Annotated in this window: 13 protein-coding genes; 11 read left to right on the top strand and 2 right to left on the bottom strand. The window is 64.6% G+C overall.

Annotation, left to right across the window (positions count from 1 at the left end; genetic code table 11):
* Positions 1–7 precede the first annotated feature (7 nt).
* Positions 8–2,590 carry a methyltransferase domain-containing protein gene (locus Q8T13_00305; GenBank protein MDP3716191.1) on the top strand — a complete coding sequence of 861 codons (2,583 nt, stop codon included), beginning with the start codon at positions 8–10 and terminating at the stop codon, positions 2,588–2,590.
* Between the two features lie 6 nt (positions 2,591–2,596).
* On the opposite strand, the gene Q8T13_00300 is transcribed toward Q8T13_00305, so the two are convergent.
* Positions 2,597–4,099, bottom strand: coding sequence for a hypothetical protein (locus tag Q8T13_00300; GenBank protein ID MDP3716190.1), 1,503 nt, complete (start codon positions 4,097–4,099; stop codon positions 2,597–2,599).
* Between the two features lie 14 nt (positions 4,100–4,113).
* Complete coding sequence (locus tag Q8T13_00295) at positions 4,114–5,079, bottom strand: GDP-L-fucose synthase (protein MDP3716189.1); 966 nt, start codon at positions 5,077–5,079, stop codon at positions 4,114–4,116.
* 88 nt (positions 5,080–5,167) lie between these two features.
* Between Q8T13_00295 and Q8T13_00290 the strand changes: the two genes are divergently transcribed.
* From Q8T13_00290 to Q8T13_00245, 10 genes are all read left to right on the top strand, one after another.
* Positions 5,168–6,493: a glycosyltransferase family 2 protein gene (locus tag Q8T13_00290; GenBank protein ID MDP3716188.1), complete on the top strand. Its 1,326-nt coding sequence runs from the start codon at positions 5,168–5,170 to the stop codon at positions 6,491–6,493.
* Between the two features lie 2 nt (positions 6,494–6,495).
* Positions 6,496–7,302, top strand: a complete 807-nt coding sequence (locus tag Q8T13_00285) for a class I SAM-dependent methyltransferase (GenBank protein MDP3716187.1) — start codon at positions 6,496–6,498, stop codon at positions 7,300–7,302.
* Positions 7,303–7,376: 74 nt separating this feature from the next.
* On the top strand, positions 7,377–8,156 hold the full coding sequence (locus Q8T13_00280) for an FkbM family methyltransferase (GenBank protein MDP3716186.1): 780 nt from the start codon (positions 7,377–7,379) through the stop codon (positions 8,154–8,156).
* 18 nt (positions 8,157–8,174) lie between these two features.
* A complete protein-coding gene (locus tag Q8T13_00275; protein ID MDP3716185.1) occupies positions 8,175–11,795 on the top strand; it encodes a hypothetical protein in 3,621 nt (1,206 codons plus the stop codon).
* Between the two features lie 90 nt (positions 11,796–11,885).
* Complete coding sequence (locus tag Q8T13_00270) at positions 11,886–13,868, top strand: alginate lyase family protein (protein ID MDP3716184.1); 1,983 nt, start codon at positions 11,886–11,888, stop codon at positions 13,866–13,868.
* Positions 13,861–14,682, top strand: a complete 822-nt coding sequence (locus Q8T13_00265; GenBank protein ID MDP3716183.1) for an ABC transporter permease — start codon at positions 13,861–13,863, stop codon at positions 14,680–14,682. The genes Q8T13_00270 and Q8T13_00265 overlap by 8 nt, the downstream gene beginning before the upstream one ends.
* A gap of 15 nt (positions 14,683–14,697) precedes the next feature.
* Positions 14,698–16,617 carry an asparagine synthase (glutamine-hydrolyzing) gene (gene asnB, locus Q8T13_00260; protein MDP3716182.1) on the top strand — a complete coding sequence of 640 codons (1,920 nt, stop codon included), beginning with the start codon at positions 14,698–14,700 and terminating at the stop codon, positions 16,615–16,617.
* Between the two features lie 2 nt (positions 16,618–16,619).
* Positions 16,620–18,227, top strand: a complete 1,608-nt coding sequence (locus Q8T13_00255) for a glycosyltransferase (protein MDP3716181.1) — start codon at positions 16,620–16,622, stop codon at positions 18,225–18,227.
* On the top strand, positions 18,224–19,465 hold the full coding sequence (locus Q8T13_00250) for a hypothetical protein (protein MDP3716180.1): 1,242 nt from the start codon (positions 18,224–18,226) through the stop codon (positions 19,463–19,465). The genes Q8T13_00255 and Q8T13_00250 overlap by 4 nt, the downstream gene beginning before the upstream one ends.
* Complete coding sequence (locus Q8T13_00245; protein MDP3716179.1) at positions 19,462–20,652, top strand: glycosyltransferase family 4 protein; 1,191 nt, start codon at positions 19,462–19,464, stop codon at positions 20,650–20,652. Before Q8T13_00250 ends, Q8T13_00245 begins: the two co-directional genes overlap by 4 nt.
* Positions 20,653–20,655 lie beyond the last annotated feature (3 nt).

Raw genomic sequence — 20,655 nt, 5'->3', positions numbered from 1 at the left:
CCAGGGCATGGACTCGTGCCTCTACGTCGCGTCCAACCTGGGCGCCGCGACGACGGTTACCGAGGCGGGGCTGGCGGGGACGACCGAGCGGCACCACTTGGCGATTCGCCTGGGTCCGCTCGCGACGTGCCTTGACCCGCTGGGAGAACTCGCCAGGCGGCCTGACCTGCTGGGCGTGATCGTGGCGATGGAGCGCGGTTGGCCCGGCTCGTCGCACCTGCGGCTTGCGTCCGCAGTGCTCAAGCAGCGGCGTCGCGTGTGGTTCTACTGGCCCGCCGAGCAGGCGGTCGAGGTCATCGATCGAGACACGCTCGGCAGTTACTGGCGGCTGTGGGTGTTCTGCACCACCGACCTGCTGCAGCGCCGTCTCACGGGCTTAATTCGGCCGCAAGTGCACGATCCCGGCGCCGACGTCGTTGAACGCTGCAGTGACGCCTTGCGGCAGCTGTACACGGTCGCAGCGCCGGTGCCATTCGCGGCAGATTTTCCGCTGCCGGCAACCGATCATCGGATCCCCGGTACCGGTGTCTACCTGCGCACTGATTATTGGGTGCAGCTGACCTCAGGTGGCAGTTACGGGCACACCTGCTACGTGGCCAAGGAGCTGGCGGCGGTCACCGAAGGCTTCACGTGCCTGATGGCCAGCCCCTTCGCCATGTTGGACGAGTTTGGCCTGCGGCAGGTGGTGATGCCGTCCGCTTCTGACTCCGCGGCCGAAATTCCGCTGCTCGCCGCGACGTGGCACTACTACCCCATTCTCAAGGTGGCGTTCGGCATGCAACGGCCGGCCTACATCTACGAGCGCTTGTGCCTCGGCAACTTCGCGGCCGCGCTGGTCAGTCGCGAACTCGGCATCCCCTACATCCTTGAGTACAACGGATCGGAGATCTCGATGAGCCGCAGCTTCAACGGCACCAGCCTCGAGCACGAGCAGTTGTTCGTGCGCGCCGAAGATGCTGCCTTCAGGCAGGCCACGCTGATCACCGTCGTGTCCCAGGTGCTGAAGGATTCCCTGATCGCCCGCAAGGTCGACCCGCGGAAGATTCTGGTCAACCCGAACGGCGCTGACCCCGTGCAATACGCGCCGCCGCCGCTCGAGGCCCGGAGAGCTGTTCGGTCCAGTCTCGGCTTCACGGACGACGACCGCGTGGTCGGATTTTCGGGAACCTTCGGCGGCTGGCACGGCATTGACGTCCTTGCGGCGGCGATTCCGAAGATTTGCGCGCGAGCGCCGCAAGCCAAGTTCCTGTTGATCGGCGACGGCTCGCACAAGCCGTTGCTGGACGAAGCGGTGGCACAGCACGGGCTGCAGTCGCGGGTCCACAGCGCCGGCCGGGTGCCGCAACAGGAAGGCGCGCGGCTATTGGGCGCGTGCGACCTGTTTGTGTCGCCACACAACAGCCACATGGTCGACAGCAAGTTCTTCGGCTCACCGACCAAGTTGTTCGAGTACATGGCAATGGGCGCCGGCATCGTCGGCAGCGATCTGGAGCAGTTGGGCGAGGTCCTGTCCCCTGCGCTGCAGCCTGCCGACTTGGTGCGGGCAGATCTGCGCGTCGGATCAGAACGCGCCGTATTGTGCACACCTGGCAGCGTTGACGAGCTCGTCGATGCCGTGACCGGATTGGTGGATCGAGCTGACGTCGCGATGTCGCTCGGGCGAAATGCCCGGCAAGCCGTGCTCGACCGGTTCACTTGGGCGCGTCACGTTGGCAACGTGTGGCGCTTCGTTCGTGACGAGCTACCGGCGGGTCCGGGCGCCGCGATCGATCCCGGGCGCGTCACGACCGGCGATGCCTACAAGGAGCACGTCCAGGACCAGTGGAACCACAACCCGGTCGGCACGCACTATGCGAAGACGACCGAGCCGCACACCCTTGAGTGGTTCCAGGAAGTCGAGTCACACCGCTACGGCGCGTACGCTCCGTGGATGCCGGCGTTGATGGAGTTTGATCAGCACGCCGGTCACGACGTGCTTGAGATCGGCGGCGGCATCGGTACGGATCTGAGTCAGTTCGCACGCCACGGCGCACGAGTTACTGACCTCGACCTGTCGGCGGGGCACCTTGCGCTGGCGCAGGAGAACTTCGAACGCCGCGGCCTGCGCGGACGGTTCGTGCACTATGACGCCGAGACCCTGCCGTTCGAAGACCACACCTTCGATCTCGTCTATTCCAACGGCGTGCTCCACCACACGCCGAACACTCGCCAGGTCGTCGCGGAGATCAGACGCGTCCTAAAACCGGGCGGCAAGGCGATTGTCATGATGTATGCCGAGCACTCGGTTCACTACTGGCGCGAGTTGGTGGGTGCCCTCGGGCTCGATCGCGACCTGTTGAAGAACCACTCGATCGCGGAGATCATGTCGCGCTACGTCGAGGTCTCGCAGAACGACGCGCGGCCGCTGGTTAAGGTCTATACGGCTGCCCGGCTGAAGCGCGTGTTCGACGGGTTCGAGAACCGAGTTATCTACAAGCGCCAGCTGATGACCAGCGAAATCCCCGGCGCGCTCCGCTTGCTGCCGATCGGCCTGACCGAACGCCTGATGGGCTGGAACGTCATCATCAAGGCCAGAAACCCTCGCGCTTGATCGCGTTCACTTCACTGCTTCAATGGTGGGGGTATGGCCGTAGATCATGACGATGTGTGCGCCATGCCTGGCAATTAGCTCCGTCGGCGTGATGGCTTGGTGATCGAGCCCGACAATGTGCTTGGTCTTCCAGTTGTCCGCCGTGCAATTCCCCGAGTCGCAGAAGTACGTGGTTGGGAACGTCCTGCCGAGGGCCTCAAGGTGGCTGGTCGAATAATACGAAGCCTGGAACAAGCCGTTCAGCGGCGTCCGCTGGGTGCCCAGATCGTAGATCCGGACGTAGTTTTTCCAGGTTCCTTCCTCCAGTACCGCCAGCTTGGAGTCACGATCCAGTTGTGACGCCTTTGCGGCGTGCAGCCGGTTGATGTGGGCCGAGAGGCTGGGTGGCATGACCGTGATGACCGAGGCTGCCACCGCGAGGACGGCGGCGGGGACCAGGTACCTGACGGCGGGGGTAGCAAAGCTGAGCCTCGTATAAGTGGTCACGCTCAGCCAAAGTGTCAGTCCCAGTAGACAATAGGAGCAAAACAAATAGCGATTGGCGTCAGCGAACGAGCCATGCTTGGTCACCAGGGCAAAGCCGACGATCAGCGACACGGTGAGCGCGCACAAGGCCCTGAAGTCCTGGCTCTGGCGGTCCTTGGTGGCAACGAGTGCAATGGCCGCCAGCGCGATGATGAGGACGGCACCAAAGAGGGCATTGCCTCTTGCCAGGGCAGCGACCCCGGCTAGATAGCTGTCGGTCTCGACGAAACCGGGCTCGCCACTACCGTAGAGTCCCGTGTGGGTGAGATTGGTCTGGGTCCACATCAGCAGGTCGTCGTAGCGATCGGCAATCGGCAACGTGAACAGAAAGAATGCCAGCAGGGTCCAGGCGATCACTTCGGCTTTCTGTTTCCATCCGCGTGCCAGCAGGAACGGCACGATCGTTACCGAGGCAAACGTGAACTTCGTGGCCAAGCCGAGTCCGCACGCGAGGCCAAACGCGATCGTGAACCAGCGGCTGCTCGGGTTGGGACTGCGAACGGCCGCGACCATGACGGCCACGAACAGCAAGCACGCAAACAGCAGCACCGGCTCCGGCTTGAACCGGCCCACGGAATCGTTCACCACGACCGGTGACATGAAGACGGAAAGCTGGAGGAGCAGGGCCAACCAGGGACTTCGGGTGGCCCTCAGCGTGACGACGCCGACGGCGGCCAGCCCTAAGGCGATGAGGATCGCGGACCAGATGCGAAGCAGGGCCAGGTATCTTTCGGGGTGGTTCAGTACGTCCGCCTGGACACCCTCTCCAGAACCCGTCAGCAATTGCTCACCAGTCATGACCGCGGCGCCGAGAATGGCCGCCGGGGTGCCGGGGTGTTGAAAGAGCCCCAGGCTCTTGGATTCGGCAAGATCCAGGGAGGACAGCAGGTAGTAGTAGTCGGGGTCGAACGGAGAGTACCGCCCCATCGCCTGTTGTGTGATTCCTGCCAGCACGAGCCAGGCGGCAGGCACCACGGCGCACAAGGCGACGCGCAGTATCAAGCGTTGCTCCGCGTCCGGTCCAGTGGCTCATCAGCGGCGTGGTTCTCGAGGAACCATCGATATGTTGATTCGATACCGGCGCGAAGCGGAATCGTGGGGCGCCAGCCGAGGGACCTCATCCGCGTCACGTCGAGTAACTTCCGCCGGGTGCCATCGGGTTTGGTCTCGTCAAAGACCAGTTCTGCTGCGGGATGAACCACCGCCTGAATGGTTTCCGCCAGCTCCCGGATGCTGAGGTCTTCGCCAGAGCCCACGTTGATGTGGCTCTCGTCGTTGTAGTGATGCATAAGGAAGACGCAGGCCGTGGCGAGATCGTCGACATGCAGCAATTCCCGCCTCGGCTTGCCGCTGCCCCAGATGGTCACCTGGCGACGCCCCGCGATTTTAGCTTCATGGAATTTCCGCATCAGGGCCGGCAGGACGTGCGCCGACTCCAGATCGAAGTTGTCGTGCGGACCATACAGGTTGCTGGGCATCGCCGACACAAAGTTCGATCCGTATTGAGTCCGGTACGACTGGCACAACTTGATACCGGCGATCTTGGCGATGGCGTACGGTTCGTTCGTTGGCTCGAGTGGTGCGGTCAGCAATGTGCTCTCAGTCATCGGTTGACTGACGTCGCGGGGGTAGATGCAGGAGCTGCCGAGATAGAGGAGCTTGGTCACTCCGTACAGGTGCGAGGCGTGCACGGTGGTCGCGTGAATCAGGAGATTATCGTAAATGAATTCTGCCGGACGAGTGGAATTGGCCAGAATGCCGCCGACCGTGCCGGCGACCAGAAACACGTAGTCCGGCCGGTTGGCGCGGAACCAGTAGTTCACCGCCGCCTGATCCCTCAAGTCCAGCTGGTCTCTGGTCGCGGTCAGGATGTTCTTGAAGCCCTCGCTGCGAAGCCTGCGGAGCACCGCCGAGCCAACCAGTCCTGAGTGACCTGCGACAAAGATTCGGGCGGCGGATTCCATTCGAACAAAAAGTCTATCATTGTCGTTGCAGACGAACGGTCGCGGACGGTCGACATGGTAAACTCACTCTGGCGTTGAGCTTGGCCTCGTGCAAACCTTCCACAAACGTTACCTCTACGGACTGCTGGCGCACTACGCCTCCTATTACCTGCCGGCCGCCGCGCGGGTTGCCGAGATCAGCCCGACGTCGAGACGCTTTCGGGAGGCCCTCGGCGTCCGGCCGGTCACTATCGTCGCGCCACTTAACCCGGATGCATTTCAGTCGTCCGAGGTTTTCGGTTTTGACAGTCTCCGTGATGCGCCACCGGATCGATTGATATTGAATGGCTGCCTGCACTTTACGCCCGATGTGCAGGATCTGCTCGAGCGCGTGCAAGGCGTCTGCACACCCGATACCCGCATCGTCCTGACCTACTACAGCAGCCTGTGGAAGCCTGTCTTTCGCCTGGCCTCCCTGCTCGGACTGGCTGACACGGGCCCCGAGCAGAACTGGCTTTCCCCGTCCGACATCAAGAATCTGCTGGCGCTCTCGGGCTTCGAACTCGTGGCCGAATCGCAGCGCGTGCTCGTGCCTGTATATGTGCCGGTGTTGAGCAACTTGATCAATCGATGGCTGGCGCCGCTCCCTGGCTTTCGCCTGTTGTCGCTTGCCAACGTGGCCGTCGCCCGGCGCAAGGTTCAGCGGCTCGGTCCCGCGCCTTCGGTCTCGGTGATCGTGCCCGCGCGGAACGAGCGGGGCAACATTGAATCGTTGGTGCAGCGGCTTCCAGCCATGGGGCCCAACGACGAACTGATCTTCGTAGAGGGGCATTCGTCCGATGGCACCTGGGAAGAGATCCAGCGGGTCGCAACCGTTCACGCGAGCCGGAGCATCCGCATCTACCAGCAGTCTGGAAAGGGCAAGGGCGATGCGGTGCGGCTGGGCTTCGGCGAAGCGCGCGGCGAGATCCTCATGATCCTCGACGCCGACCTCTCGGTGCCGCCTGAGGTGCTGCCGAAGTTTTACCGCGCGATCGTCGATGACGTCGGTGAGTTCATCAACGGCAGCCGCCTGGTCTATCCCATGGAGAAGCGCGCCATGCGCTTCATCAACATGATGGGCAACAAGTTCTTTGCGGCCGCGTTCTCGTTCCTGCTCGGCCAGCCGCTCAAGGACACACTGTGTGGGACGAAGGTCTTGCGGCGGGCCCACTACGAGGCCATCGCGCGGGATCGGGCGTATTTTGGGGACTTCGACCCGTTTGGCGATTTCGACCTGATTTTCGGCGCGGCCAGGCAGGGCTTCCGGATCGTCGAATTGCCTGTGCGCTATCGGGAACGGGTCTACGGCGACACCAACATCCGACGCTGGGCGCACGGGCTGCTGCTGCTGCGCATGACGATGTTCGCTGCCCGCCGCCTGAAGTTCATCTAGCGATGGCCGCGCCTTTTCGTGACGTCGGCCAGGCCCTGAGGAATGCGCTTGCGCACCCGCTGGCGCAGGCGATCGACCCCGACGATCCAGCGGCGCCGTCCATTCATCGCCAGATCATCCGTCAGAAGCCCCTCCTGCGTGACGTTTACGAGGAATGGTATGACGCGTTAGCCGCGCAAATCGGCTCCGCTCATCCGGTCCTGGAAATTGGCAGCGGTGCCGGTTACCTCGCCGAATATGTGCCCGGCATTGTCACGTCTGACGTGCGGGCGACGCCCGCGACCCAGGTCGTGCTGGACGCACATCAGCTTCCGTTCCGGACCGGCGCGCTCGGCGCGATCGCGATGACCAACGTCGTGCACCACCTCTCCGACGTGGAGTCGTTTCTCCGGGAGGCCGCGCGGACGGTGAAGCCTGGTGGCGTGCTGACCGCGATCGAGCCTTGGGTGTCGCCCTGGTCGGAATGGGTCTATCGCCATCTGCATCACGAGCCATTCGAGCCCACCGCGACGCAGTGGGGTTTCCCAGCCGGCGGGCCGCTGTCCGCCGCCAACGGGGCCTTGCCATGGATTCTGTTCGTGCGCGATCGCGAGCGTTTTGAGAGGCAGTACCCTGAGTGGCAGGTGGAGTTGGTACGCCCCGGCTGGCCGCTTCGCTACCTGCTGTCGGGCGGCGTGTCGCTGCGCACACTGATGCCAAGCGCCACGCGTGGACTCCTGCGTTGGCTCGACCGTCGCCTGGAACGGCGCGCCGACCGGTGGGCAATGTTTGCGCTTGTCGTCCTTCGCCGCAGAGAGGTAAGCCACTGAGCGTGCTCCGCTTCTCGACTTCCGCCAAGTTGCGTATCGCCAGGTCTCTCCGCCGGCTCGCGGGGGCGTGGCTTGTGCTAACCGGGGGAGACCCGCGCAAGGTCGCGTGCCGGCGGAACGGCGTACGGTGGCTGCTCGACCTCAACGAGGGCGTTCAGCTGGCCCTGTATCTCGGCGTCTACGAGCGTTCGACGACCCGAGCTCTGGCGCGAGTGGCACGGCCGGGAGCAATCGCCATCGACGTGGGTGCCAACATTGGCGCCCAGGCGCTGCCGCTGGCCCTGCAAGTCGGCCAGACCGGACAAGTGATTGCCGTCGAACCAGCCGATAGCGCGATGGCCCGGCTGCGGGGGAATTGCGCTCTCAACCCCGAGCTCCGCTCGCGGATGACGCTGGTCCATCGAGCCCTCGGCGCGCCGGGTGACCGGCCGGCCGAGAGTTACTTTGCTAGCTGGCCGCTCGAGGCGAAAGCCAACGCTCATCCTGTCCATCAAGGCAACCCTGAGCGATCGAGCGCGACGGGTTCCACGCTGGACGGCTTGGTCGCCGAGTTGGGCCTGGCCCGGGTGGACTTGATCAAGCTTGACGTGGACGGCAACGAACTCCCGGTGCTGAGGGGCGCTTTCGCGACGCTGGAGAAGCACCATCCGGTGGTGGTGTTCGAGTTGGCGCCCTATCTCCTCGAGGAGCGGGGCGACTCGCCAAGCGACTTGCCCCAGTTGTTCCTCGGCCTGGGCTACCACTTGTACGACGAAGAGTCGTTCGCCGCGCTCCCCGCCAATCTCGATGCGCTGCTGCACTCGATCCCAAACGGCGGGAGCCGCAACGTGATTGCCTCGGTCCAGCCAATCTAGTTGACCAGTTCCTTGACGATGTCGCGAACGGCGGAGTGGTGCTGTGCTCTGTTCGCTTTCCTTGTACTGAACCTGGCGTATGCGGGTAGTCAACCCCTCAACACCTTTCTCGATAGCAACGCGCACGAGGAACCGGGGGTCGATGGGCAGGTTTACCACGCCATGGCCCAGGGCATGCCCCGCGACTTGCCACCGCAAGGCGTAGCGCCGTTCGTCTATCGACTGGGGACGCCGTTGCTCGCTGCGACCCTGGCCAAGAGCCAGGACTGGGTGATCAGCGCCGGCTTCGACCGGCTGAATGTTGCGTTCAATGCGCTGTCGGTGGCGCTGCTGCTGTTGCTGCTCCAGCGGCACGTCACCAGCGTCGCCGTGCGACTGCTGGTCGTGATCGCGTTCATGGTGGAGCCGCATTCGCCAGTGCGGTTGTCCTACTTCCAGCCGTTGAGCGTGGAGCCGGCGATGCTGGCCGGCCTGCTCGCCGGTCTGCTTGGCATCGAGTGGTTCCAGTCCCGCCCCGGTCCGGGGCGCGCGGCAGTGGTGGCTCTGATCGTCGGCGCCGGTGTGGTCTTCCACGAGGCCGTGCTCATCGTCGGCGTCTGCATGCTGTTCGTTTCGACCCCCACACCGCCCGACGACCCGCGTCATTCGAGCTGGCGTGACCGGCTGCACTTCCTCGATCGAACCGGTGCCTGGCTCCCGCTGATCAGTGGGGGCGCGATGCTCGCAGCCATTCATGCCTGGGTGGCTGCCACGCCCTCCGATTACTCAGCATCGGGTGAACTGCTTCGGTGGCTGCGCGACAAATCGATCGTCCAGTACGTCGTGGCCTGGTTCCTGGTCTTTGGCCCCCTCCTGGCTGTGCCGATCTACTTCTGGCGGCGAAGCCTGGGCTGGCTGTGGCAACAACCGGCGCTGTTGGCCTACGTCAGCATGTTCGCCGTGTTGGCGTGGGTGGGTGGCGGCGACACCGAGCGCTTCCTCGTGCTGGCGTCGCCGGTGGTGTACCTCGTAATTGGCCGCGCGATGACGTTAGCTGCGATCCGCCCGGCAGCCGTGGCAACGGCCAGTCTCGTGCTGGTGCAGGCCCTCTCGTCTCGAGTCTTTTCGCCCATCGGCGGTCCGGTCGCTCCGCCGCAGATTGGCGCAGAAATATGGGAACGTCTTGGCTGGGCTGGAGCGGCATGGGCGCTGTCGTACGAGAACCTGTGGAGCCAGTTCTGCGCGCCCTCGATGATGGGCGCCTACCTGCTCTGGTATGGATTGACTGCGGCCGGTGTGCTCGCGTTCCTGCGGTACGGGAACAGCGAGACCACACGTGCCTGGCCTGCCAATGCCGTCGCCTCGACGTGGGCGTCGGCCCGGCGTCGCGTCATCGGCAACGAGCAGGGTTGGGCGACGAGCCTCCTGATCGCCCTGGCTACATTGGTCGCGTTATCGCCGGTAGTGTGGTTGTCGTTGAGCCGCTTCTACTGGAATCACTACGATCAGCAGGGCTACGGATACGTTGTCTACAATCTCTCGCGGCTCTGGACCCTCGCGCTTCTGCTGGTGGTGTTCTGGACAACCGGTTCCCGCATTCTGGCCGCTCGGCCGACGTCAGCGCGGCTACCGGAACACTGGACGGACCGATTCTTTGACCAGGCCGTTTGCGGGGCCGCCGCGTGGGCTGTCGGCGTGGCTCTGCTGGCGACGCTGCGCCTCTATTACCTCTGGGTCATCTTGCCGCTGGTTGGCATCGCTCTCTTCCTAGCGGCCTCTCAATTCGTGGCTGATCGTCGCGCCGCTCGCCCCGCTACCGCGAGCGCGGAGCCTCACGAGCGATGGGGTGTCGTCGGTCTGCTCCTCAGGCTCACGATTGGGGTGTTCGCCGCTGGCTTGCTGTTGACGATTGCCCTCTGGGGCAACGTTGGGCCCGACAACGACGTACCTGGGAACTACCTGCCGTACTACGAAGCCGTGCTACGCGCTCACTCGAACGGCCCGAACGACTACTGGGTGCACTACTTTGTATCGAAGGGCCACGGCCTGGCCTTCCTGTTCAACATTCTCTCCGACGTCCAGGGAGCGGCGCTTGCTTCCTGGCTGGTCCTGATGCTGGGAGCGGGAATGATCTGGCGGCTGGCGACCCGCTACGCGTCTGGTGGCCAGGCCATCGGCCTGGTCGGCGCCGCCATCTACCTGCTGTTTTTTGCGGAGCAGGGGGCCTACGCGAAGGGCCATATTGTCCGCAACATCCTGATCCTTTATCTGATTCTCTCGTTCGCGCGGTCGTTGTATTTCCAGGTGGTCGACACCAGGAGCCACGCGCTGTGTCGCATCGTCGTGACTGCCGCAGTCATCCTCTTGTCGCCCCTCGCCATCGTGCTGGTGCTGCCGATCTTCGTGATCGAGGGCATGCTCCATGCCCTCACGGGCCGCATCGCCGAGGCCAGGCGATCGCTGATCTATCCGGCCTGGGCGCTCACCGCGACGACGTTGGTGTGCGCCTACAACTACTTCGAGGTCGGCGTCCCCGAACTTCACAACATGCCTTCAGCGGTCGGCCGGCTGGTCGATTTCGAGCGGCTCAGCCAGTGGCTCGATCCGCGCCTCGCGTTTGTCGACTATCGACTGGGGTTTCTGCAACTCGTCGTGTCGGCGAACGACGTCGTCGTCGCTTCGCCCGTGACGCTGCCGGAAGTCCTGCCCCTGATGCAAATCCTGGGTGGCGTCTTGAACCAATCGACCGGGATCTGGCTCGGCGGTGCCGCCGTGATCGGGGCATGCGCGTTCGCTGCGCGGCGCGGGTTCGGCGCTCCACGCGGCAAGACCCTCGAAACAGGGCCAGCCTGGGCCGCGTTCTACCTCGCGGCGAGCCTAATGATGGTCACGGTTCTCCGGCTGTTCGGAGGCGGAGCTGGGTCGTCGATGGCGCGGTTCACCGACTTCACGACGCCCCTCGGCATCGCGCTCGGGGCCGTGATCCTTACCGCAGCCTGGTCCTTGACAATGAGCCGGTTGAGCCGGCGAGTGCTCGCCGCCTCCATTTCAGTTGTCGCGTGTGTTGCCCTCTACTACGGCTCGACCCCGATGTGGGCGCAGCTGTGGCGGCCGAGTGTCGGCTTCTTCCTGGGCCAGAACACGTACGCGGCGATGTACGACCAGAACTGGGACACCGTCGCCGCCCGCCGCGTGGCCGTTGCCATTCCTGCCCACGAAAAAGTGGAGTTGCTCAACTTCCTGCCTGGTTTCACGGCGGTGCCCGCCACGCCGTTCCAGCGGCCAGATGGCGGCGCTTACATCAAGAATTACACCACGATCCTGTACGGCACTGAAGAGCAAGCTGCCGCCACGTATCGAGCGGCAGGGATCCATTATTTTCTCTTCGATGTCGCAGCCTCTGACGTGATGTTCAGCGGGTTTGCACCACTGTTCGCTCCTGATTCGATCAGGTCTCGCATGCGACTGGTCAGGCACGAAGCTACCGGGCGGCGCGACCTCTACCTCCTGACCTGGAAGGGCGACCAGACTTCTGCCCCGGACGAACAGTTCGAGTCATTTCTTCAGCAATGGGGCAACAAGCTGGCTATTGAAAGGAAGACTGGGACCTACCATTGGGCCTACGACGAAGGGGCCCGGCGGATCGGGGGAGGGCGGTGAGGTTAAGATGGATGAAATCGTGTCTTCCAGAATGATGCCCGCCCGCCCGTGAGCCTTGTCACTCGACTGAAACAGCTGCTAGGCAGGGCCGTGGCGCCGCCTTCCGCGATGCCTGCGGCGGCCATTGGTGCCCCTCCACCAGAGCGCTGGGGCGAGCAGATCGCTGCGCTCGGCGTGTCCACGGAGTCCTGGTTGCAGCAGCGGCGCGCCGCCGGCCGGTTGTATGCCGACCTGCCCGGAGAGGCGGTCGAACTGCTGCGCGCGCGTTGGCCGGAACGCGCGGCGCGGTTACTCGCGGCTGCTGACCGGGTGGTCGCCCACGAGTTCGATCTGCTTGGTAGCGGCCCGCGGGCGATCGCCGACCTCGCTCGTCCGGTCGATGGCTTCGGCTACCGGCCCATCGACTGGGCGGTTGATCCCATCTTGGGGCTACGCTTTCCCGAGGGCTTTCCGCATAAGCAGTGGAATCCGAGTATGCGACCGGGTCTGGCCGACATCAAGTGGCCGTGGGAGATTGGCCGCTGCCAGCACTGGGTTACCTTGGGGCAGGCGTACCGCCTCACCGGCGATGAGCGCTACGCTGTCGAGATTGTGCGCCAGCACGGCGACTTCATGGCCGCCAACCCGGTCGGCATCGGGGTGCAGTTTGTTTGCACCATGGACGTCGCCATCCGTGCCTTCAACTGGGCGCTGGCCTTCGAGCTGATCCGCCGATCGGCCGCGTTTGATTCTGTCGCGATAACCCGCGCCTACGAGTCACTGTTCGACGTCGGTGTGTTCATCGAAGGCAACCTCGAGAACAAGTACGAGGTCACCAGCAATCACTTCCTGAGTAACGTGGTCGGGCTCTACGGCGTCGGTCTCGTGTTCCAGGACCTTGCCGCCGGCCAACGGTGGCTGCGGCAAGGTCGCGAGTGGCTCGAGCAGGAGATGCGGGTGCAGGTGCTCGAGGATGGCGCCGACTACGAGTCGTCCATCCCGTACCATCGCCTGGTCGCCGAGCTGTTCCTGGGTGGCGCGAGGGTCGCCGAACTCGAAGGCCAACCGCTGTCGGCCGAGTACCTTGCGAGCCTGCGCCGGATGGTCGAGTTCCTGATTGCCGTGCAGCGGCCAGACGGCCTGATGCCCCAGGTTGGTGACGCGGATGATGGCCGTCTGCACATCTTCACGGACTACGGCACGTGGCAGCCACAGGACGCTCGGCACCTGGCCGGTTCGGCGGCGTTCGTGTTGGGCGAAGCGTCCTGGAACGCAGCTGGTGGCGACGATGGACTGTGGGAAGCGGCGTGGTGGGGCGCACCGATTGCCGCCCCTGCCGCACCTGGGGCAGTGGCAGACGAGGCACGATTGTTTCCGCACGCCGGCATCGCCGTGTCGCGCACCGGGGGCACGTATTTGTTGGTCACCAACAGTCGCGTCGGCACGAACGGATTCGGTAACCACAAGCACAACGACTTGTTGTCGTTTGAGTTCCACGCCAATGGCGTGCCGCTGATTGTTGATCCAGGCAGCTATGTGTACACCTCGGATCCCGATGCCAGGAACCTGTTCCGCATGACCGGGTATCACAACACCCTTCGCATCGATGACGTCGAGCAGAACGATGTCCGGCTCGATTACCTCTTCCGGATGTTCGAGACGTCCAAGGTCGAGCACTTGACCTTTGAAGACTCCCCAGCAGTGACGACCTACCGAGGCCGCCACACCGGCTATGAACGGCTGCCGTCGCCCGTGAAGCACGAGCGAGCGTTTACCCTTTCCAAGGACACCAGCACGTTGACCATCTCCGATCACTTGACCGGCGACGGGAGGCATGAGCTGGCGTGGCACTTTCACGTGGGGCCGGGCGTGGTTGTGGCCGAGCTCGGCGACGGACGGTTCACCCTTGCGGCCGCCGACCGAACCTGGGAGTTGCGGGCGCCCCAGCACTTGAAGGTCAGCCTCTCTGAGGCGTGGTACTCACCGTCGTATGGTGTGCGGGTGCCGTGCCGCGCCATTGGCGTCACGGTGACGGCCGACGTGGCGTCCGCGCCTGACTACCGTTTTGTGATCGGACCGCACGCTAATGGCTAACCCTGTTTCGGCCCTCGTTGGCGGCAGTGCCGCGATGACCCGCACGCTTGCGGGCAACGCCCGCCTGCTCGTCGCGATCACGCGCGTTGAGCTTTCAAAGAAGTACGCCGGATCGGTGCTCGGTCCGTTGTGGCTGATTCTGCAGCCCGGATTGCTGCTGTCGGTCTACATCTTCGTCTACCTCGTCGTGTTCAAGATGCGGTTCGCCGAATTCAGCCGCCTCGACTACGTGCTGTATGTCTTTACGGGTTTGATCCCCTACTTGGGCACCATCGATGCCATCACGTCGGGCTCGGTGTCGATCAAGCAGAACATCCACCTCGTCAAGAACGTGATGCTGCCGATTGAGCTGGTCCCGGTGCGCGCGGTGCTGGTCGCGACGGTGAGCCAGGCGGTCGGACTGGCGGTCGTGATCCTACTGACGGCGCTCAACGGCTCGCTGTCGTGGCACATCCTGTGGCTGCCGCTGGTGTGGGCGCTGCAGATCGTGATGCTGTTCGGCATCGTGTGGATCCTGTCGAGCATTGCGGTCGGCCTGCCGGACATCAGCTATTTCATCAGCCTGTTCCTGTTCCTGTTGATGTGGGTGTCGCCGATTGGTTTTACGCCTGACATGGTCCCGGCCAACGTGGCCGCCGTCCTGTATCTGAACCCCGTCTACTACCTGCTCGAGGTGTATCGCGACAGCCTGCTGTTCGGTCGCTTCCCGACGCCGCAGGTCGCCGGCATCTACGTCGCGATGGCCGTGGTTACATTTGCGGTGGGCGCCGCCTTCTTCCGCGCCTTCCGCAGCGTCCTGTTGGACTACGAGTAGTTTCTTCCAACCTTCATGTGCGGCATAGCCGGCGTTCTGGCGTTCGACCACGGCGTGAGTCGTGTGTCCGAGCCCCTGGTCACGGCGATGCGCGAAACGTTGCGCCATCGCGGACCTGATGGCGGCGACACGTGGGTCGACCCTACGGGCCGCATCGGCCTTGGCCACCGCCGGTTGTCGATCATCGACCTGGCGACCTCCGCCTCGCAGCCAATGGCCAACGAAGATGGCAACCTGCGAATCGTCTTCAATGGCGAGATCTACAACCACCTCGAGGTGCGCGCCGAACTGTCGAAATCAGGCCGGCACCGCTGGCTGACCGACCACTCCGATACCGAGGTCATTCTTCACGGTTTCGAGGAATGGGGCATCGACGTCGTCCATCGCCTGCGCGGCATGTTTGCGTTCGCGCTGTGGGATGCCCGCGAGCAGGCGCTGTGGCTGGTGCGCGACCGCATCGGCATCAAGCCGCTGTATTACTCGGTCGATGCCAACCGGTTGACCTTTGGATCGGAGATCAAGGCGCTGCTCGAGGTGCCGGGCCAGCGTCGCGCCGTCCACGAAGAAGCGTTGTTTCACTACCTCTCGTTCCTGACGACGCCGGGCAACCAGACATTGTTTGACGGCATTCTCAAAATGTCGCCCGGGACCTGGCTGCGCGCGACGGCCGACGGTCGAGTGACCCAGAAGCGCTATTGGGATGTCTGGGATGCCGCCAGGCCCATAGCTGAGGCCGACGATGCGTCGTTGGCTGAGCGGATTCTGGACGAGTTGCGGATCTCGGTCAGGCTCAGGAAGGTGAGCGACGTTCCGGTCGGCGTGTTCCTGTCGGGCGGTCTCGATTCCAGCACCAACGCGGCGCTGTTCTCCGAGGGCGAAAGCCGGCCGGTCCGCACCTTCTCGATCGGCTACGACCGCGACTATCCCGGCTATGCCAACGAACTGCACTTCGCGCGATCGATGGCCGAACGGATTGGCGCCGAGCATCACGAGCGTCGCCTCACGCGCGATGACGTGGTGGAGTTCCTGCCGCGGATGGTTCACCTGCAGGATGAGCCGATCGCCGATCCGGTGTGCGTGCCGGTCCACTACGTCGCGAAGTTGGCCCGCGAGAGCGGCACCATCGTGTGCCAGCTCGGCGAGGGTGCTGACGAGCTGTTCATCGGCTATCCGAACTGGCTACAAGCACTTGAACGGCAGGAATACGACGACCTGCCGGTGCCGCGCTTTGTCAAAGGAATGGCGGCGGCCGGGCTGAAGGCCGCCGGCTACGATCACGCGTGGCAATACGAGTATCTTCGGCGCGGCTCGCGGGGCGAGCCGCTGTTCTGGGGCGGCGCCGAGTCGTTTCCCGACGCGGAGAAACGCCGATTGCTTGGCTCGCGGCTGCGCAACCAGTTCAAGGACCTGACGTCCTGGGACGCGCTGGCGCCGATTCGCGCCGACTTCCTGAGCAAGGCGCACGAGACGTCCAACCTGAACTGGATGAGTTACATCGATCTGCGCCTGCGGCTGCCGGAGCTGCTGCTGATGCGCGTCGACAAGATGACCATGGGCGTGGGGCTGGAGGCGCGCGTGCCGTTTCTGGATCACGAGTTCGTGACCATGGCCATGAGCATCCCGAGCGCGCGCAAGGCGCCGAACGGTCGGCTGAAGCACCTGTTGAAGACGGCCGTGAAAGGCCTGGTGCCGGCGGAACTGATCGAGCGGCGTAAGCAGGGCTTTGGCGTTCCGGTTGACGATCTGTTCGCAGGACGCCTCGCGCAGATCGCCACGAAAGAGCTGACGCGCTTCTGTGATGAGACCGGTCTGCTCGACAAGCAAGCGGCCCTGCATCTCGTCGGAACGGGGCAGGGCTCCAAGACCTGGTACTTGTTAAACCTGGCGATGTGGTGGCGCCACTTCATTGCCGGTGAAGCTCTGGAGGTCGAGTAGCGGTGGCACCGAAGCGAATGACGGTGTTGCGCCACGGATCGGGCCGCTGGGAGGTAGGCGCGACCGAGTCCGTCGCCACCGTCGACCGGTTGAAGGTGTCCCTTCGTGGCGGTGAGCTGCTCCGACACTTGTTCCGCTACGACGAGGCGCGCATCTTAACGCATCGCCTCGACACGATCGGCCGCCCGCTCAAGCTCGCCCTGTTCTTGCGCGTGCTGAGCCGCGGACGCTGTTTTGTCGAAGACGAGGGCGGCCATCAACGGCCACTGGCGTATCCGCTGATCGCCCGCTGGGCGTGGCAGGCCATTCGCGAGCCCTTCGGGAAGGCGCGGCTGCTGCAATCGATCGACGACGAGGCTGCAGCACTGGTGACCCGAGCCGCCGCCGAGCCGCCGCGTCGACTGACGTCCTCACACCAACCGCTTTACCTGCGCACCGACCTGAGCTTCGGGCTGAAGGCCGGCGGCTCGGTGGGACACATCGCGGGCGTCATCAACCATCTCCACGCCTTTGGTGGCGCGCCGGTCATGCTGACCACCGATGTGGTCCCGACCGTTGACCCGGCGATCGAGGTGCACCTGGTGCCACCGGCTGAGGCGTTTTGGGAATACCCGGAACTGCCCAGCCTGGTGATGAACAGCCAGTTTCAGTCGGTGGCCGCCGCTACGGTTGGGTCGCGCCCGGTGTCGTTTGTCTACCAGCGCTACAGCCTAAACAGCTACGCCGGTGCCCGCTTCGCCGTCCACCACCGTGTGCCGTACGTCATGGAATACAACGGCTCGGAAATCTGGATGAGCCGTCACTGGGGATCACCGCTCGAGCACGAGGCGTTGTCGCAGCGAATCGAGCTGGCCAATCTGCAGATCGCGGACCTCGTCGTGGTCGTCAGCCAGCCGATGGCCGACGAACTCATGGCGCGAGGGGTCCCGCGAGACAAGATTCTGGTCAATCCCAATGGCGTGGAACCCGATCGATACTCGCCCGGCATCGACGGCAGCGAAGTTCGTATCCAGCATGGGCTCGTGGGCAAGACCGTGATCGGCTTCATCGGCACCATGGGGCCGTGGCACGGCGCCGAGGTCCTGGCGGCCGCGTTCGCGAAACTGCTGGCGTCGCATCCGGAGTACCGAGAGACCGTCCGCCTGCTGATGATCGGCGACGGCGTGAAGATGGGCGAGGTGACGGCAGCCCTTGAGGCCGGCGGCGTCGGTGACCTCACAGTGCTGGCCGGCATTGTCCCGCAGGCCGAGGGACCGCGATACCTGGCCGCGTGCGACATTCTCGCCTCGCCTCATGTGCCAAATCCTGATGGCACGCCGTTCTTCGGGTCGCCGACGAAGCTGTTCGAATACATGGCGATGGGGAAGGGAATTGTCGCCTCCGACCTCGATCAGGTCGGGGAAATCCTGGAGCATGGCCGTGCCGCGCAGATGACCGTGCCCGGCAATGTCGATTCGCTGGTCGAAGGACTGCGTGTGCTGGTCGAAGATCCCACCCGGCGCGAGGCGCTGGGCGCCGAAGCCCGGCGCCTGGCCGTCGCACGGCATTCGTGGCGCGAGCACACGCGCCGCATCATCCAGGCACTCACCGAACGCGTGCCCGTTTCGTGAAGCAACTGCTCGCCATTTCGTGGGAAATGCCGCCGCTGTCGGGGCCGCGCGCGGTGCAGGTCACGCGGACGCTGTCGGCCCTTGGCGACCTCGGGTGGCAGTCGCGGGTGATTTGCTTTGGACCCCGCTCAGAGCGCTACCAGCAGGACTACCGCGTGCCAGTAGAGCAGTTGTCGCGCGGCGCCGTGACGCGCTTGCCGGTGGCCTCGCCGGAGGAGTGGTTCCTCATCCGGGCTTTGTGGCGGTTGTGTCCGCCCCTCAAGCATCAGCCCGACGAGAAGCGGGTCTGGTTGCCGGGGGCACTGGCCGAGGGCCGCCGGGCGCTGGCTGAGGTTCCGGCCGACGCCCTGGTCAGCTTCGCGCAGCCGTGGACCGATCACCTGGTGGCGCTGCGCCTGCATCAGGAGACGGGGTTGCCGTGGGTCGCCCACTTCTCCGACCCCTGGGTCGACAGTCCGTACTTCGCGACCAACGCCTGGGCCAGGCGGACCGCCGCCGCTCACGAGTCCGCCGTCATCCACGCCGCCTCGCGCATCGTCTTTGTCAATCGCTACACCCGCGATTGCGTGATGGCCAAGTATCCGGCGGCCTTGATGGCCAAGGCGCGCGTCGTGCCCCAGGGCTTCGAGCCTGGCGAGCCGCCGCCTGCCCTCGGCACCAACCGCGCCCTCCGTCTGGTTTACACCGGACGCTTCTACGGTGGTGTGCGCACTCCCGAGATCTTCCTCGAGGCGCTGGCCTCGCTTCAACGCCTGCGCCCGCTCGACGGCCGGTTGCACGTCGAGTTCGTCGGCGCCGACATGACCGAGTACCAACGCCGTGCGGCGACGTTGCAGCTCGGAGGGGTGGTGTCCTTCGCCGGACGGGTGGATCCAGCGACCGCCCGCGCCAAAGCGGCCGGCGCGGACGCGCTGTTGATCATCGACGCTCCCAGCGACGGCCCCAGCCTGTTCTTGCCGAGCAAGCTCGTGGACTACCTGCCCCTCCGCAAACCCGTGCTGGGTGTGACACCCGCGCAAGGACCGTCGGCTGATCTCCTCGGGGCACTTGGGTATCCGGTCGTTGATCCACGGGACCTCGCGGGAATCGGCGCCGCCGTCGAGCGCCTCATCGCGGCGCACGCGTCTGGTGATCTGGCGCCGTCGCCGCAGCATGACGAGGTGTCGCGCGCGTTCGACATTCGCGAGACCACGCGGGCGTTCGCCGCAGTTCTGGACGAGGCGCGCCAGCAGCCATGACCAGGCCAGCCTCGCGACGCCCCTCGGTGCTGATGGTAACCGGCGCGTACTTTCCAGAGTTGAGCGGTGGCGGGCTGCAGTGCCGGACGATGATCCACGCCCTCAGGGAGTGGCTCGACTTCTCGGTGCTGACCACGTGCACTGATGCGGCACTGCCGGTGGATCAGGCTGTCGAGGGGACACCGGTCACGCGAATCCATGTCGATGTCAGCCGCCCGATGACCAAAGTCACGGCGGCCTGGCGGACGGTCAAGTTCTTCCTGAGCCGTCGCGCGACGTTCGACGCCGTGCACCTCCACGGGTTCTCGCAGAAGTCGGTTCTTGTGATCCTGCTGGCCAGGTTGCTTGGCAAGAAGGTCATCATCACCATTCACACGGCCGGCACGGACGAGCCCGAGGGTGTGCGGCGATTGGGCCGCCTGGCGTACTGGTGCTATTCGCAGGCCGACCGCTTCCTGGCAATCAGCGAAGCGATGGCGCGCAACTATCGTGCGGCCGGCTTGCCGGAGTCGCGCTTGCGCGTCGTGCCTAACGGCGTTGACACGGATCGGTTCCGTCCAGCGGAGGCTGGTGAACGCGACGGCTGTTGCCGGGAGCTCGGCCTGGACCCCTCGTTCAAGTGGGTGGCCTTCGTCGGTTTCTTCTCGCGTGACAAGAACCCGGATCTGTTGTTCGATGCGTGGCTGGCCCTGCCACCCGCGATGCGTGAGGGTACTGGGCTGGCCTTCGCGGGTGCAACCGAGTCGAAGTACCACGAGGTCGACCCCACGCTCGCTCAGCGGATTCGCACCGATGCGTCGCGGCTCGGGCTGTTGGAACGCGTGCGCTTCCTGGGCGAACTGCCCGGCGTCGAGCGCCTGTACCGCGCGGCCGACGTGCTGGCGATGCCGTCCACGCGCGAGGCGTTTGGCATGGTGTTGGTCGAGGCCATGGCCTCGGGCCTGCCGGTCGTGGCGACCCACATCCCCGGCGTCACCGACACCATCGTCGAAGATGGCGTCACGGGCCTGCTGGTTCCGGCTCGCGACTGCAGTGCCTTGGCAGTGGCACTCGCACGGGTCCTGGCCGACCGCTCGTGGGCGTCTGCGGTGGGGACCCGGGCCCGGACTTCGGTCGCGGCGCGCTATGGCTTGGCGCCGAGCGCGGCTCGTTGGCGCGAGATCTACGCGCAAGCATTACACTCGTAGAGC

The sequence above is a fragment of the Acidobacteriota bacterium genome (assembly GCA_030697165.1).
Lineage (GTDB): Bacteria > Acidobacteriota > Vicinamibacteria > Vicinamibacterales > UBA2999 > 12-FULL-67-14b.
This window is presented reverse-complemented; position numbering and strand designations above follow the sequence as displayed.

Coding starts and splice junctions, on each gene's coding strand:
- Q8T13_00305 (MDP3716191.1), top strand. CDS start 8: ATGGACTCGTGCCTCTACGTCGCGTCCAACCTGGGCGCCGCGACGACG.
- Q8T13_00295 (MDP3716189.1), bottom strand. CDS start 5,079: ATGGAATCCGCCGCCCGAATCTTTGTCGCAGGTCACTCAGGACTGGTT.
- Q8T13_00285 (MDP3716187.1), top strand. CDS start 6,496: ATGGCCGCGCCTTTTCGTGACGTCGGCCAGGCCCTGAGGAATGCGCTT.
- Q8T13_00275 (MDP3716185.1), top strand. CDS start 8,175: ATGTCGCGAACGGCGGAGTGGTGCTGTGCTCTGTTCGCTTTCCTTGTA.
- Q8T13_00265 (MDP3716183.1), top strand. CDS start 13,861: ATGGCTAACCCTGTTTCGGCCCTCGTTGGCGGCAGTGCCGCGATGACC.
- asnB (MDP3716182.1), top strand. CDS start 14,698: ATGTGCGGCATAGCCGGCGTTCTGGCGTTCGACCACGGCGTGAGTCGT.
- Q8T13_00245 (MDP3716179.1), top strand. CDS start 19,462: ATGACCAGGCCAGCCTCGCGACGCCCCTCGGTGCTGATGGTAACCGGC.